This is a genomic window from Streptomyces toyocaensis, assembly GCF_000725125.1.
GTDB lineage: Bacteria > Actinomycetota > Actinomycetes > Streptomycetales > Streptomycetaceae > Streptomyces > Streptomyces toyocaensis.
Genome location: NZ_JFCB01000032.1, coordinates 45,654 through 60,652, shown reverse-complemented (window position 1 = coordinate 60,652; position 14,999 = coordinate 45,654). Strand labels below are relative to the sequence as shown.

The 14,999-nt window shown below is 75.0% G+C and carries 13 protein-coding genes and 1 pseudogene; 5 read left to right on the top strand and 9 right to left on the bottom strand.

All coding sequences use genetic code 11. The features are described 5' to 3' along the window. Positions 1-3: 3 nt before the first annotated feature. The gene (locus BU52_RS27190) at positions 4-1,662 is read left to right on the top strand and encodes a catalase (RefSeq protein WP_037939185.1); all 1,659 of its coding nucleotides are present in this window, start codon (positions 4-6) and stop codon (positions 1,660-1,662) included. Positions 1,663-1,666: 4 nt separating this feature from the next. On the opposite strand, the gene BU52_RS27185 is transcribed toward BU52_RS27190, so the two are convergent. Continuing rightward, on the bottom strand, positions 1,667-2,554 hold the full coding sequence (locus tag BU52_RS27185; RefSeq protein WP_037939183.1) for a fructosamine kinase family protein: 888 nt from the start codon (positions 2,552-2,554) through the stop codon (positions 1,667-1,669). 138 nt (positions 2,555-2,692) lie between these two features. On the opposite strand from BU52_RS27185, the gene BU52_RS27180 reads away from it, so the two are divergent. From BU52_RS27180 to BU52_RS27165, 4 genes are all read left to right on the top strand, one after another. Then, positions 2,693-3,016, top strand: a complete 324-nt coding sequence (locus BU52_RS27180; RefSeq protein WP_037939179.1) for a hypothetical protein — start codon at positions 2,693-2,695, stop codon at positions 3,014-3,016. 71 nt (positions 3,017-3,087) lie between these two features. Then, positions 3,088-3,621, top strand: coding sequence for a DoxX family protein (locus BU52_RS27175; protein ID WP_037939177.1), 534 nt, complete (start codon positions 3,088-3,090; stop codon positions 3,619-3,621). Positions 3,622-3,712: 91 nt separating this feature from the next. After that, on the top strand, positions 3,713-4,276 hold the full coding sequence (locus tag BU52_RS27170) for a hemerythrin domain-containing protein (protein WP_037939272.1): 564 nt from the start codon (positions 3,713-3,715) through the stop codon (positions 4,274-4,276). A gap of 369 nt (positions 4,277-4,645) precedes the next feature. After that, a complete protein-coding gene (locus BU52_RS27165) occupies positions 4,646-5,878 on the top strand; it encodes an MFS transporter (RefSeq protein ID WP_037939175.1) in 1,233 nt (410 codons plus the stop codon). A 154-nt stretch (positions 5,879-6,032) separates the two neighbouring features. Here BU52_RS27165 and rfaE2 read toward each other — a convergent pair whose 3' ends face one another. From rfaE2 to BU52_RS34140, 8 genes and pseudogenes are all read right to left on the bottom strand, one after another. Continuing rightward, positions 6,033-7,448 carry a D-glycero-beta-D-manno-heptose 1-phosphate adenylyltransferase gene (gene rfaE2 / locus BU52_RS27160; protein ID WP_037939174.1) on the bottom strand — a complete coding sequence of 472 codons (1,416 nt, stop codon included), beginning with the start codon at positions 7,446-7,448 and terminating at the stop codon, positions 6,033-6,035. Continuing rightward, a complete protein-coding gene (locus tag BU52_RS27155) occupies positions 7,445-8,071 on the bottom strand; it encodes a D-sedoheptulose-7-phosphate isomerase (RefSeq protein ID WP_037939172.1) in 627 nt (208 codons plus the stop codon). The genes rfaE2 and BU52_RS27155 overlap by 4 nt, the downstream gene beginning before the upstream one ends. Before the next feature lie 91 nt (positions 8,072-8,162). After that, on the bottom strand, positions 8,163-9,425 hold the full coding sequence (locus tag BU52_RS27150; RefSeq protein ID WP_051858627.1) for a glycosyltransferase: 1,263 nt from the start codon (positions 9,423-9,425) through the stop codon (positions 8,163-8,165). Continuing rightward, a complete protein-coding gene (locus BU52_RS27145) occupies positions 9,422-10,387 on the bottom strand; it encodes a glycosyltransferase (RefSeq protein ID WP_037939171.1) in 966 nt (321 codons plus the stop codon). The genes BU52_RS27150 and BU52_RS27145 overlap by 4 nt, the downstream gene beginning before the upstream one ends. Before the next feature lie 49 nt (positions 10,388-10,436). Then, positions 10,437-11,501, bottom strand: a complete 1,065-nt coding sequence (locus BU52_RS27140; protein ID WP_037939169.1) for a glycosyltransferase family 2 protein — start codon at positions 11,499-11,501, stop codon at positions 10,437-10,439. Next, a complete protein-coding gene (locus BU52_RS27135; RefSeq protein ID WP_037939167.1) occupies positions 11,498-13,165 on the bottom strand; it encodes a carbamoyltransferase family protein in 1,668 nt (555 codons plus the stop codon). The genes BU52_RS27140 and BU52_RS27135 overlap by 4 nt, the downstream gene beginning before the upstream one ends. Positions 13,166-13,231: 66 nt before the next feature. Next, positions 13,232-14,194, bottom strand: a complete 963-nt coding sequence (locus tag BU52_RS27130) for an NAD-dependent epimerase/dehydratase family protein (protein ID WP_037939157.1) — start codon at positions 14,192-14,194, stop codon at positions 13,232-13,234. 214 nt (positions 14,195-14,408) lie between these two features. Continuing rightward, a pseudogene (locus tag BU52_RS34140) lies at positions 14,409-14,868 on the bottom strand (hypothetical protein); the annotation flags it as partial. Between the last annotated feature and the right edge of the window lie 131 nt (positions 14,869-14,999).

Sequence of the window (14,999 nt, the reverse complement as noted above, 5' to 3'; positions counted from 1 at the left end):
ATCATGACGGACGTTTCGAGCCGGGGCCCCGCTCCGGGCGACGACCGCGAGGTACTCACCAACCGCCAGGGCCACCCCGTCCACGACAACCAGAACCAGCGCACCATCGGTGCCCGTGGCCCTGCCACGCTGGAGAACTACCAGTTCCTGGAGAAGATCAGCCACTTCGACCGGGAGCGCATCCCCGAACGCGTCGTGCATGCCCGCGGCGTCACCGCCTACGGCTACTTCGAGGCGTACGGGAAGTGGGGCGACGAGCCGGTCTCCCGCTACACCCGCGCCAAGCTCTTCCAGGAGCAGGGCAAGCGCACGGACCTCGCCGTCCGCTTCTCCACCGTCATCGGCGGCCGCGACTCCTCCGAGGCCGCCCGCGACCCCCGCGGCTTCGCCGTGAAGTTCTACACCGAGGACGGCAACTGGGACCTGGTCGGCAACAACCTGGGCGTCTTCTTCATCCGGGACGCGATCAAGTTCCCGGACGTCATCCACGCCCTCAAGCCCGACCCGGTCACCTTCGAACAGCAGCCGCGCCGCATCTTCGACTTCATGTCGCAGACCCCCGAGTCCATGCACATGCTGGTCAACCTGTTCAGCCCGCGCGGCATCCCGGCGGACTACCGCCACATGCAGGGCTTCGGCGTGAACACCTACAAGTGGGTCAATGCCGAGGGCGGGACCAAGCTGGTCAAGTACCACTGGATGCCCAAGCAGGGCGTCCGCAGCATGACCGAGGAGGACGCGGCGAACGTCCAGGCCCAGGGGCTCGGCCACGCCACCAAGGACCTCTACGAGGCGGTGGAGCGGGGCGAGTACCCGGAGTGGGAACTGCTCGTCCAGATGATGGACGACCACGACCACCCGGAGCTGGACTTCGACCCGCTGGACGACACCAAGACCTGGCCCGAACAGGACTTCCCGCCGAAGCCGGTGGGCCGCATGGTGCTGAACCGGATGCCGGAGAACTTCTTCGCGGAGAACGAGCAGATCTCCTTCGGCACCGGCGTCCTCGTCGACGGCCTGGACTTCTCCGACGACAAGATGCTCGTCGGCCGCACCTTCTCCTACAGCGACACCCAGCGGTACCGGGTCGGCCCCAACTACCTCCAGCTGCCGGTCAATCAGGCCAAGCACGCGGACGTGCGCACCAACCAGCGCGACGGACAGATGACATACGTCGTCGACGGCGCCGGAGAGAACCCGCACGTGAACTACGAGCCGTCGATCACCGGCGGTCTGCGGGAGGCCCAGTACCCGACGCACGACGACCAGGGCCCGGAGATCCGCGGCCGGCTCACCCGCAAGCGCATCGAACGCACCAACGACTACATGCAGGCCGGCCAGCGCTACCTGCTCCTGGAGGACTGGGAGCGCGACGACCTGGTGAAGAACTTCGTCGACCTGATCTCCCAGTGCGACCGCGCCGTCCAGGAGCGCATGGTGTGGCACTTCCTGCTGGTCGAGAACGACCTCGGCCGCAGGGTCGGCGAGGGCCTTGGGATCATGCCGGAGGACGTCGCCCACCTGGAGCCCCTCGCCGGCCAGGACCTGACCGAGGAGGACCGCAAACGGCTCGCCAGTCTCGGCGACAACCCGCCGCGTGACGTGGAGGGGCTCACCATGACCCACTGCGTCCCCGACGAACGGCACGTGGTGACCCGTTGAGCCCTCATCCGGCAGCGGCCGCCCGCGCCACCGCGAGCGCCCGCTCGGCGTAGCCGCGGCCGAACAGCACGGCGTGCACCAGCAGCGGGAACAGCTGGTGCACGCCGACGCGCGTTTCCCATCCGTCGGCGAGCGGCGCCACCTCCCGGTAGCCGTCCAGCACCGCCTCCCCGTGGGGACAGCCGAACAGGGCGAGCATCGCCAGATCGGTCTCCCGGTGCCCGCCGTGGGCCGCCGGATCGATCAGCCGTACACCTCCGTCGGCGCCCCACAGCACGTTGCCGTTCCACAGATCGCCGTGGAGCCGCGCGGGCGGCTCGGCCGGCCCGGAGAGCTCTTCCAGCCGCTCACAGACCCGCTCGACGAGGCGCGCCTCGGCCGGGCGGACGGCGCCGGCGTCGACCGCCCGGCGCAGATAGGGCAGGACCCGGTGCCCTGCGTACCAGCCGGGCCAGTCGTCGCCGGTGACGTTGCGCATCGGGGCCGCCCCGATGTACGCCTCCACCGGACCGCCCGGCGGCGGTGCACCGAACGCCGGAGCCCCGGCCGCGTGCAGGCCCGCCAGGTCCCGGCCGAACCCGACGGCCGCCTCCCGCGAGGGCCGGCCGCGCGTCACCCGGTCGAGGACCAGCCACCCCTCGTGGTGACCGTGCACCGCCGGGACCCGCACCGTCCCGGCCCCGGCCAGCCAGCGCAGCCCCGCGGCCTCCGCGCGGGCGGCCTCCGCGTCAGTGGTCCGCTTGACGACCACGACACGGCCGTCGTCCAGCACGGCCTCGGCGAGCGAGCCGGACAGGGTGCGCAGTCCGGTGACCGCCCGCCCGGTGAGCCGGGCCGCCACGGCCCCCGGCCCGTCACCGTCCCGGGCGGCCGGACCGGGAGGGAGGATCATGGGCGGACTCCTCATCGGGGCGACGCGGGACGCCCAGGGTACGGGCACGCCGGCCGCACCCGCCGAACGCTCGCGCAGGACGGTGAAATTCCGGCGCCGGCCGATCGAACGGAGCCGCGCCGGGGGACCACTGGGATCATGACGAGCCCATCGTTCCAGCGCACCCTCACCCTGCCCGCGTCGCTCTGCGAACAGGCCGTACAGCACCTGGAGCAGGCCGCCCGGCGTACGGTCGACGGAGCCGGAATCCCGCTCAAGGCGTTCCGCGCCGCCGCCGACAGCGACTACACCCTCCCGGTCACCGTGGTGGAACAGGCCGCGGGCTGCCTGCTGGTCCTGGCCACGGAGACGGCCCAGAGCGTACGTCCGTCGGTCCTGCGGGCCACCATCGCCGTCGCACTGTGCCTGCGCGACGCCGTCGAGGCGGTCCACCAGCCCGCCCTCACCACCCGGTTCTGGTGACGGCACGTCGAATGGCCCCCGCTCCCGGGGGAACCCGGCGAATCCGCACCACCGACACACAGGAGTAGTCCATGAGTCTGTTGCGTGTCCTCGGCCGGCCGATGCTGGCGTCGATGTTCGTCACGGGCGGGCTGGATTCCTGGCGCCGCCCGCAGAACGTCGCACCGATCGCCGAGCCGGTCGTCCAGCCCGTCACCGAACGGGTCCCGGTGCTGCCGGACCGCACCGAGGACGCCGTACGCCTCAGCGGCGCCGTCCAGCTCGTGGGCGGGCTGCTGCTGGCCACCGGCCGCCTGTCACGCCCGGCCGCGCTCGCCATCGCCGTCACGCTGGTGCCCACCACCCTGGCCGCGCACCGGTTCTGGGAGGAGGAGGACCCCGACCAGAAGACCCAGCAGCGCATCCACTTCCTCAAGAACCTCTCCATGCTCGGCGGTCTGCTGATCGCCGCCGACGACACCGGCTCCGCCCCGTCGCTGCTGTGGCGGAGCCGGCACGCCGCCCACGACCTGCGGCGCGACGCCCACCTGGTGCGCCACTCCGTCCGGGCCGGTGCCGGTCCCGCGGCCCTGGCCGGGCGTGTCCGGGCCACGTTGTCCCGCTGACGCACCGGCCGCGTGTAGCACCCCGGCGGTGCGGGGACCCGGGGGCGGAGTGGACCCGGCCGGGTGCCACCACCAACCGGAGGTGAAGGACATGGGACACGGAGGCGACGTCATCGACGAACTGATGACCGACCACCGGGAAGTCGAGGAACTCTTCGGCAAGATCGATGCGCTGCCGCCCGGCCACAAGGAGCGCAAGGTGTACGCGGACCAGGCCACGATCGAGCTGGTCCGGCACTCCGTCGCCGAGGAGGCCTACCTCTACCCGGCCGCACGGGAGCACCTGCCGGACGGCGACGCCCTGGCCGACCAGGAGCTCGAGGACCACGCCACGGCCGAGCAGACCATGAAGGATCTGGAGGGCTGCGACGCGGGCGACGCCGAGTTCGACCGGCTCATCGGGATGCTGATGAGCGAGATCCGTGAGCACATCGCCGACGAGGAGCAGAACCTCTTCCCGCGGTTGCGTGCCGCCTGCACCCCGGAACAGCTCGGCCAGCTCGGTGACAAGGTCCGGCAGGCGAAGAAGACGGCCCCGACCCGGCCGCACCCCGCCGCCCCGGACAAGCCCCCCGCGAACAAGCTGCTGGCACCGGGCGCCGGCATGGTCGACCGGCTCCGCGACGCGCTGAGCGGACGCGGCAAGCTCGGCTGAGACCACGGATGAGGGCCCGTCGCCGCGGCGACGGGCCCTCATCCGTCCCCGGTCGCCTCCGGTGCTCGTCCCGGCCGCTGTGATCAACCCCACTCACTGACCCAAATCCCCGGCACCTCGGCACACTTGACCCACCCGGCCGTCCGGTGCCCGGCCGCCCGGGACCGACCCGGCGTTCCCTTCTGCCACGATGGTCCGCGCCCAGTTCCGGTGACGGGGGCCGCCGCGCGGCGCAGCCGGCGGTCCGCTTCCCGCGCCTCCTTCCGCCGGGCCCCCCGGCCCGTCCCCGAGTAGCGCACCGTGTCTTCCTCGCCCACCCCTGCCCCGGCCGTGTCCCGCTCCCCCTGGCGATCCCTGCGGCACCGCAGCATGCGCTGGTGGTCCGTCGCCAACTTCGTGTCGAACGCCGGTACATGGATGCAGCTCACGGTGCAGAACCTGCTGGTCCTGCAGATCACCGGGTCCGCCGCCGCCACGGGTCTGTCGATGTCGGTGCAGGCCGCGCCGGCGCTGCTGATGAGCGTCCTCGGTGGCGCGGCGGTCGACCGCTGGCCGCGGAGGCTGACGGCGGCCGTCAGCCAGGCCCTGCTGTCCGCGATCGCGTTCACCACGGCCGTCCTGGTGGCGCTGGACCGGCTGGACATGACATCCCTGATGGCGCTTGCCGCCGTCACCGGCATCGTCGCCACCGTCGACAACCCGGCCTGCGCCCTGCTGGGCAACGATCTCGTGCCGGCGCAGGACGTCCCCTCCGCGATCGGAGTGGGCGCGCTGGTCTTCAACGCGGGCCGGCTCGCGGGCGCCGCGCTCGCCGGGGTGACGGTCGGGTTCCTCGGTACCGCCGCGGCCTACTTCGCCAACGGGTTCTCCTTCCTCTTCGTGACCGCGGTCATCCCGTTCCTGCGCCCGGCGGCGGGTGCGGTCCGGCACGTCGCCGGGAAGGGCGGGCGCCCGCGGGCCGACCTGACCGTCCGCGAAGGGCTCGCCTTCTTCGCCCGCCGGCCCCGGCTGGTGGCACTCGCCGGAGTCACCGGCGTCAGTGCCGTCCTCGGCCGCAACTACGGCCTCACTCTCGCGGTCCTGGTCACCGGGCCGCTGGCGGGGGGCGCGAGCGCGTTCGGCACGGTGTCCACCGTCCTCGCCGTCGGCGGGATCCTCGGCGCGGTGCTCGGCGCGCGGCTGCGTCGGCCGTCCGTGCGGCTGGTCGGCGCCCTCGCGGCGACGGGCGCGCTGCTGCAGGTGGCGGCGGGGATGTCACCGTCGCTCGCGGTGCTGCTGGTGCTGGTCCTGCCCATGGCCGTCGTCGAGTCCGTCTCCGACACCGCCGGAACGGCCGTGCTGCAGACCGACCCGCCCGCCCACCTGCGGGGACGCGTGCTCGGCGTCTGGGGCAGCATCGGCACCGTGTGGAGCCTGGGCGGGCCGCCGGCCCTCGGCCTCCTCATGGAACTGGCGGGCCCGCGCGGTGCCCTGGTCACCGGCGGCCTCGTCATCGCCGGATCGATCGCGGCAGGCCACCTCCTCCGCACCCGCCGCCCGCCCGCCCTCCTCCGTCTGACCCGGAAGGACGCCCCCCGCCCGGCCCTGCAGACGGCAGCCTGATCTCCCTCCGGGCCCGAGCACCGTCGGCACCCCCGGCCCGTCCGGCGTTCGAGGACGACGCCCGTCCAGGGCCGAAAGGGGTCCGGGGGCGAAGCCCCCGAAGACGGGACGGGAAGGGGCGGCGGGGGGCGAACACCGCATCGCCCCCGCCCCCTCACCCCTCCGCGGACCGCAAGGTGACCGAAGCCGCATCCGCCGCCCGCCGCGCCAGCAGGGTGGTGGACCGCCCGTCCAGGTACGGCAGCACCACCGCCTGCCCGCCCCAGCCGCGCAGCACCTCCGCCTCCGGCAGATCCTGCACGGAGTAGTCGCCGCCCTTCACCCACACGTCCGGCCGCAACCGCCCCAGCACCGCCTCCGGCGTGTCCTCCTCGAAGACCACCACCGCGTCCACACTCCCCAGTGCCGCCAGCACCCTCGCCCGGTCCGTCGCGGGATTGAGCGGCCGGCCGGGGCCCTTGCGCCGGGTCACGGACGCGTCGGAGTTGAGGCACACGATCAGACAGTCACCGATCCGCCGCGCGCTCTCCAGCAGTCCGACGTGACCGGCGTGCACCAGGTCGAAGCAGCCGCCCGTGGCGACCACCGTCCCGCCGCGCGCCCGCACGCTCTCCGCCACCTCGAACGCGTCGGCCGCGGGATGGCGCGCGGGTCCGGGAACGGCCGGCGTGTGCCACAGGTCGGGGTTGCCCGCCCCGCCCGCCGCGACGAACGCCGCGGCGGCGGCCACCGCCCGCTGCAGCGCCTCCTCGGGCAGCAGACCGTCGGCCAGCGCCGCCACGGTCGCCGCGGCGAAGCAGTCCCCCGCGCCGCACGGATCCCCGTCGGCCCGGAACGGCGCCGGGATCAGCATCGGCGTCCCGCCTCCCGGCCGGGTGAGCAGAACCCCGCGGTCGCCGAGCGTCACGGCGACGCCCGCCGCCCGCCAGCGCTCCGCCAGTTCCGCCCCCCGCTCGGCGAAGGCACCCAGCGATGCCCCCGACGGCCCCGGCCCGTCGGCGCACAGGGCGACCGCCTCGGCCGCGTTGGGCGTGACGACGCGCGCCCCGGGCACCGGCGCGTCGCCCTGGGGATGCGGGTCCCACACCAGGGGCGTACGCCGTGCCACGTCCTCCAGATGCGTGCGCACCGCCCCGGCGGTGTGCCGTCCGTAGTCGGCCACGAGCACGGCGTGCGCCCCGGCGAGCACCTCGCGTACCGCGTCGTCCGGCTCGCCGGGGGTCCCGCCGCCCCGGTCGATGCGTACCACGGGCCGTCCGCCCGCCAGCACCCTCGTCTTCACCGGCAGCGTCCCGTGCAGCGGCAGTTCCAGCAGCCGTACCCGGCCGTCGAGGTCCCTGCGGACCGCCTCGCTCGCCGGATCGTCCCCGAGTGCGGTCACCAGGACGACGTCCCGGCCGCCCCGGGCGGCGAGCGCGGCGGCGAGCCCCGCCCCGCCCGGATGCCGGCGGTCACCGGTGACATCGACGACCGGGGCGGGGGCGTCCGGGGACAGCCGGGTGGCGACCCCCTCGATGTCCTCGTCCAGCAGCACGTCCCCCACGACCACGACGGGCTCGGGACCGGTCATGACATCCTCCCGGGGACGGTCGTCGCGCGCCGCGCGAACGGCGTGGACACGGCGGCGTCGAAGGACTCGCAGAGCAGGTGGACGGCGACGAGATGGGCCTCCTGGACGGTGGCCGTGCTGCCCGCGTCCACGCACAGCGCCTCGTGGGACGCCTCCGCCAGCGGGTTGGGGCCGGGCCCGGTGAGGGCCCAGACCCGCAGCGCGGCCCGCCGGGCCGCCACCGCCGCCGCGATCAGATTGGCGCTGCGCCCCGACGTGGAGAGCAGCAGCAGGACGTCGCCGGGACGTCCGTGGGCGGTCACCTGGCGGGCGTACACGTGGTCGAAGCCGTAGTCGTTGCCGATGGCCGTGACGCTGGAGGTCTCGGCGTGCAGCGCGAGGGCCGAGTAGGCACGCCGCTCCTGGCGGTACCGTCCGACCAGCTCGGCGGTCAGATGCTGGGCCTGCGCGGCGCTGCCCCCGTTGCCGGCGGCCAGCAGCCGTCCTCCGTCGGTGAGATGGGCGGCGAGCCGGCCGCCCCAGTCGGCGATCCGGGGCAGGCCGTCCCGGCGGAGGCCGTCGAGGGCCTCCTGGAGCGACCGGCAGTGCAGATGCGCGGCGTCGAGCGCGGGGTGTTCGGTCATGGCTGTTCGGGCGCACCGCCTCGGTGAGGACGGCGGCGGGACCCGCACCTCCTTCCAACGTCGGACGTCGTCGGCCACGGCGGCCGGACCGTCAGCCGGTTCCGGTCGCGGCGGGCTCCGCGTCGAGGACCTCGCAGTACGCCGCCTCGGTGGCCGCGGCGATCCGCGGCCAGCCGTAGCGGCTGAGTACCCGTCGGCGGCCCGCCACCGCGCAGGCCTCCCGGGCCGCCGGGTCGGCGAGCAGCGCGGCCACGGCCCCGGCCAGCGCGTCCGGGTCGCCGGGCGGCACCAGCCGGCCCGTGCCCGGATCCGCGACGGTGTCGAGCTGACCGCCGACCGCGCTGGCCACCACCGGACGGCCGCAGGCCATGGCCTCCAGCGGGACGATCCCGAACGGCTCGTAGTCGGCGGGGCACAGCACCACGTCGGCGGAGCGCAGGAGCGCGGGAACCCCGGAGGGGTCCACCCCGCCGGTGAAGCGGACCCGGTCGGCGACCCCGGCGTCCCGTGCGACACCGCGCAGCCGCCGCACCTCCGGATCGTCGTCGAGACGGTCCCGAGGCGGCCCGCCGACCACCAGGAGCTCGGTTCCCGGCAGCCGGGCCAGCGCCGCCACCGAGACGGCGGCGCCCTTGCGCGGCACCAGCCGGCCCAGCTGCACCAGCCGGTGACGGAGCGGTCCGCGCGGCGCGACCGGTCCCGCCGGCGTGAACCGGTCGGTGTCCACACCGCACGGCACGACGCCGACGCGGTACGCCGGCACGCCCATCCGGGCCAGCTCGGCGACCTCGTCCCGGCAGGTGGCGACGACCCGGTCGCAGCCCAGCCCCACCTCGATCTCGCAGGCGATCCGCTCCGGCGGGCTGGTGTCGGCGAGCCCCTGGTGCCGCCGCTTCACCGTGCCGAGCGCGTGGTACGTGTGCAGCAGTGGCAGCCCCAGCTCCCGGGCCGCCCGCAGCGAGGCCAGCCCCGACATCCAGAAGTGCGAGTGCACCACGTCCGGGGTGCGCGCACGCCACCGACGGGCCAGGTGCTGCCCGAACTCCTCCATGTACGGCAGCAGCCGGTCCTTGGGAACCGGCTCCGGGGGGCCCGCCGGTACGTGGTGCACCTCGACGCCGTCGCGCAGGGCCACCCGGTCGGGCAGGTCGGGCGCGTCGCGGCGGGTGTGCACGACGACGCGGTGGCCGCGGTCGGCGAGCGCCCCCGCCAGGGCGGCCACATGGACGTTCTGCCCGCCGGCGTCCACGCCGCCGAGCGTGGCGAGGGGGCTGGCGTGCTCCGAGACCAGCGCGATGGACAGCACGCCCGGGGCGAGTCCGTCGCCGGCGGGCGGGCCGGGGGCCGGGGTCATGAGCGCACCTCCGTGATCAGGCGTTCCCAGTCGTCCAAAAACCGCTTGAGCCCGTAGCGTTCGAGGGCGGCCTGCCGGGCACGGGCCCCGTCCGCCGCGGCCGCCGCGGGGTCGGCCAGATAACGGCGGGCGGCCCGGGCGAGGACGTCGGGCCGATTGGACACGGTGCCCGAACCGTGCGGCACCGCCTCCACCACCTCGGTGGTGGCCAGCGCCAGGACCGGCATGCCCAGGTGCATCGCCTCCAGCAGGGACAGCCCGAGGGAGGTCCAGCGCACCGGGTGCAGGTACATCCGGCGGTCGGCCATGGCCGCGTGCAGTTCGCGCTGCGGCAGGTCGGCGGTGCGGCACCGCTCCGGCGGCAGCCCCAGGTGACCGGCCAGGCCGCCGGTGCCCATGCCGAACACGTCCAGCGGCACCGCCCCCGCGAGGGCGGGCAGCAGGTCCGTACCGGTGTACCGGCCGCGTCGCAGCGGTTCGTTGACGACGACGGCGGCCCGGTCCAGCCGGCCCGTGTACCGGTGGCCCGGGTCGACGATGCCGTGCTCGATCACCTCGGTGCGGGTGGTGCCGCAGTCCCAGAACAACCGGTTGAAGTGAGTGACGTGCACGATCGTCAGATCGGCCCGGTCGGCGAACGGATGATGGGTGTCCGGCACGTCGCCGTCCGGTGCGTTGTGCTCCAGATACACGGCCGGCACGTCCCGGCCGGGACGGCGGCCGCCGAGCCAGCGTTCGGCGAGCCCGAGCTCGTGCGGCCGCTGCAGGACGACCAGGTCGAACGGCGTCTCCCGGAGTTCCGCGGGCGTGGCCTCGCGCACCGACACGGGCCACGAGAAGGTCCGGGCACGGCCGAGGCCGTCCGGATCACGGCCGGGGGTGACGGGGACGACGTAGGTGTGGGGGCCCTGGACGAACGCCGTCGTCCAGGAACCGTGTACGTGCCACAGCAGAATGTTCATACGGCGGCTCCTCGGCCGGTCCGCTCCCCCTGCTCCGGCGGCGGGCGGGTCATGACGGCATCCGCTCGCCGGCCGCCGGCGGGTACGCGGGCGCGGCGGCACCGGGCGGCTGGGGGCGGGGCGGTGCCGCGCGGTGCGCGAAGTGGCCCCGCAGCCAGTGGAAGGCCGCGGCCGGCGGGACGACCGCGCTGGTGAGGACCATGGTCACGATCTCGTCCCGGGTGCGCGGCCCCGGGAGGATCCGGGCGAGCGCGAATTCGGTGGTCCCGGCCAGCCATCCACCGAGGCAGGCAGCCGCGGCCCGCGGCCGGCCGGACAGCACGCAGGCCACGGACGCCAGGCCCGCCGCGGTCACCGCCAGATGACCGGGCAGGCGCCCCCGCGGGGCCCCGGCCCGCTGCCACCAGTCCCGACCGTGCAGCCGGGACATCAGCACGTCGTCGGCGTTGCCCGCCTGGAGCCGCACGGAGACCCAGCGCCCGGACCGCCGCACCGGATGGGCGGTGGTGCGGCGGCCCTCGGCCAGCGTCCAGCCGGCGTCGAGCACCCGCAGCGCCAGGTCGGCGTCCTCCCTGAAGGCCCGGCGGAACCGCTCGTCGAAGCCGCCGGTGGCCTCCAGCGCACGACGGCGGTACACCATGTCGGCGGTGATCCAGCGGGCGCGGGCGAGACCGGCGGTGTTGCGCTCCCAGTCGGTGGGCCGGCGGTCGGCGGGCAGCGGCACCTCGATCCGGGCGGTGATCCCGGCGGTCGCGACACTCGCCCCGGCGAGGTCGAGGGCCAGGTCGTCGGCCCAGGTCGGGCCGGGGACCACGTCGTCGTCGAGGAACACGATCCACGGCACGTCCCCGGCGGCCCGCCAGCCGGTGTTGCGGGCGGCGGCCGGCCCCCGTGCCCCGCCGGGCACCACGAGGGTGCGCGAGCGCAGCGACGGCGGGACGGCGGCGGTCAGCGGGGCGCCGGAGGGGTCCCGGCGGTCGTCGACCACCACGACCCGGGCGGGGCCCGGCCCATCCGCGTCGGCCAGCGCCTGCAGACACCGGCCCAGGCAGGGCCGGCCCAGTGTCGGCACCACCACGGCGTACGCGCCGCCCGGTGCGGGTGACCCGGTCATCGCAGCACCCCGCCCTCGTCCGTGGAGCGGAAGAAGTCGCCGCGCCGGACCGCGTACGGGCCGATGGCCAGCAGGTCGACGGGGGAGGAGCCGAAGCACTCCAGGGCGTCGCGCGGATCGTCCACCATGGGACGGCCCGCCGTGTTGAGGCTGGTGTTGACGACCACGGGCAGCCCGGTCAGCCGCTCGAACTCGCCCAGCATCCGCGCCACCAGGGGCTCACGCGCCGGATCGACGGTCTGGATGCGGGCGGTGCCGTCGACGTGCACCACGGCGGGGATGCGGTCCCGCCAGGCGGGGGCCACGTCGTGCACGAACAGCATGTACGGGCTGGGCAGCGGCCCGTCGAAGACGTCGGCGGCCCGGTCGGCGAGCACCATCGGCGCGACCGGCCGGAACTGCTCTCGTCCCTTGACGTCGTTGAGCCGCTCCAGATTGCCCGCGTGCCCCGGATGGGCCAGCAGCGAGCGGTGGCCGAGCGCCCGGGGACCGTACTCGCTGCGGCCCTGGAACCAGGCGACGATGCCGTTGTCGGCCAGTGCCCGGGCCACGGTGGCGGCGATGTCGGACGGCCGCTCGAAGGGCACGCCGGCCGTCTTCAGCCAGGCCCCCAGCTCCGCGTCGGACCAGTCCCGGCCGAGGTCGGCGCCGGTCATGGGCTCCGGCTCGTCGCCGGCCCCGGCGGACAGCAGCAGGGCGCCGCCCAGGGCGGTCCCCGCGTCACCGGCCGCCGGCTGCACCCACACCCGGGAGAACGGGCCCTCGCGGGCGATACGGGAGTTGGCGACGCAGTTCAGGGCGACGCCACCGGCGAGGGTGAGCACCGAGTCGTGGGTGCGGCCGTGCAGCCAGCGCACCAGGTCCAGCAGCGTCTCCTCCAGCACGGCCTGCGCGCTGGCGGCGACGTCGGCGTGGTCCCGCGTCCACGGTTCGTCGGGGCCGCGCGGCGCGCAGAGCTCGTGCCAGGGCACTCCCGTGGCGTGGAAGCCGCCGTCGCCCGTGGGATGGACGTGGCGGCGCAGTTCCGCCAGCATGCGCGGTGTGCCGTGGGAGGCCAGGGCCATCACCTTGAACTCGTCGGAGGACCGAAGGAAGCCGAGGTGCTCGGTGAGCTCCTCGTAGACCAGACCGAGCGAGTGCGGCAGGTCCTGCGCGCGCAGGGAGTCGAGCCGGTCGCCCACCCGGCGGGCGGCGAGGTGCGAGGCGCGTTCGCCTCGGCCGTCCAGCACGAGCACGGAGCTGTCGCCCGCGTCCGGCGCGGCGAAGGCACCGGAGGCGGCGTGCGCCATGTGGTGCGGTACGAAGCGGACGAGGGCGGGGTCCAGGCCCGGCAGCGCGGTCCGCAGGAAGCCGGGTGCCTCCCGCGCATAGGTGAGCCGCAGGTGGTCCCACGGGTCGTCCAGGCCCATCGCGTCGGCGGGGCGGGCGAGCGCGGGGTCGAAGGAATAGGCGACCGCGTCGAGGTCCTGGGGGCGCAGTCCGGCGCGCTTCAGGCACCAGGCGGCGGCCTTCTCGGGCAGCTCCCAGGCGGAGAAGGGCAGCGGTCGCTTGCCGTGCTTGCGCCGGGAGAACCGCTCCTCCTCCGCGGCGGCGACGGTCCGCCCGTCGATCAGCAGGGCGGCGGCGGGATCGTGGAAGAGGGCGTTGATTCCGAGGATGCGCATGGCGGGCGGCCTTTCGCGGATGGGGGCGGCCTGCGGGCCGCGTGTCCTGGGCGGGAGCGGCCGGGTTCAGTGACCCGCTTCGGCCCGGAACCAGGCGAGCGTGCGGCGCAGCCCCTCCTCGGCGTCCACCCGCGGCTCCCAGCCGAGCTTGTCGCGGGCCAGCGTGATGTCGGGGCAGCGCACGGCCGGATCGTCCACCGGGCGCTCGATGTAGCGGATCTCGGACGCGGACCCGCTCAGCCGGACGACGAGCCGGGCCAGCTCCAGCATGGTGATCTCAGCGGGGTTGCCGATGTTGACGGGCCCGCGCATGCCGTGGGCGGCCGCCGCCAGGACGCCGGCCACCGTGTCGTCGACGTAGCACAGCGAGCGGGTCTGGTGGCCGTCACCGGTCACGGTGAGGGGTTCGCCGGCCAGGGCCTGCCGGACGAAGGTCGGCACGGCGCGGCCGTCGTGGCCGCGCATCCGCGGGCCGTAGGTGTTGAACAGCCGCACGATGCAGGTGTCGGTGCCGTGGGTCTCCGCGTGGGCGGTGGTCAGCGCCTCACCGAAGCGCTTGGCCTCGTCGTAGACGCTGCGCGGGCCGACCGGGTTGACGTTGCCCCAGTAGCGCTCGTCCTGGGGGTTCTGGCGCGGGTCGCCGTAGACCTCCGAGGTCGAGGCCAGGACGAAGCGGGCCTCCGAATCCTGGGCGAGCCGCAGGGCGTTGCGGGTGCCGAGGCTGCCGGTCTCCATGGTGTGCAGCGGGAGCCGCAGGTAGTCGGCCGGGGAGGCCGGGGACGCGAAGTGCAGGACCAGGTCGGGCCGCCGGTCGACCGGCAGTTCCTCGGCCACGTTGGCCCGCACCAGGGTGAATCCGGGCCGTTCCAGCAACGGCGTGACGTTCTCCGGGCGGCCGGTGCTGAGGTCGTCCACGCAGGTGACGGCGGCGCCCGTGTCCAGCAGGGCGGTGCACAGGTGGGAGCCGACGAATCCGGCGCCGCCGGTGACGACGACGTGCTCCCAGGGGCGGGATATGGCGGTGGTCATGTCGTTCAGCCCTCCGTCGGAGACGCCGGTGTCCGGGCCGACGCGGTGCGTCCGGCACCCGGACCGAGACCGTCGACCTCTCGATCAGCCTGAGCCGCCGTTCCCCCGGTGGCACGGTCGCCTACTGCGAACCGGTGAACCACGGAACGTGACGAAGCGCGGCAGTGAGCCCGTCCGGTGCCCGCCCGGGTGCGCTCCCGGCGGCCGGCGGTCGGGCCACGAGGGTGGCGTCCGGCCCGAGGCGGCCAGAGAGGGACGCGTCGTGGAGAGCGGCCACCGGGGAGAGCAGGTCCGGGTGGCGCAGCAGGCCGCGGCGCGACGGACGGGCGATCCCGTCGGACGCGAGAAGACGGCGGAACCCGGCCGGCGTGTCCCCGAGGGAGCGCACCGCGAGTGCGGCCGGCTCCGGGTCGGCGAGCAGGCAGGCCGCCCAGCCGGCCACGACCTCGTCGACCCAGGTGCGCCAGGCCTGGTCCCTGGCGTCCTCGCCCGTGTCCGCGCCGGTGATCCGGTCGAGCCGCGCCGAACCGCCAGGACCCGCCGGCGGGGACCGGCGCCGCGTCCGTCGCCGTCGGGTGGCGGAGCAGGGCCGTGGCCGTCACCGCCTGCCGTGCCCGGGCCTCGCACAGCGTGGAGGCCGGCGGCCCGCCGTACGCGGGGAAGTAACGGGTCAGCCACTGTGCGGTGGCCCGGGGAGAGAGGTGCGTGCACCGCCGGGCCGTCCGAACCGTCGGGGCGAGGTGACCGCACGGAACGCCGGCGGCCCGCCCTCCCCACCCGGTGCGACGCGTGCCTCCCGTGGCGC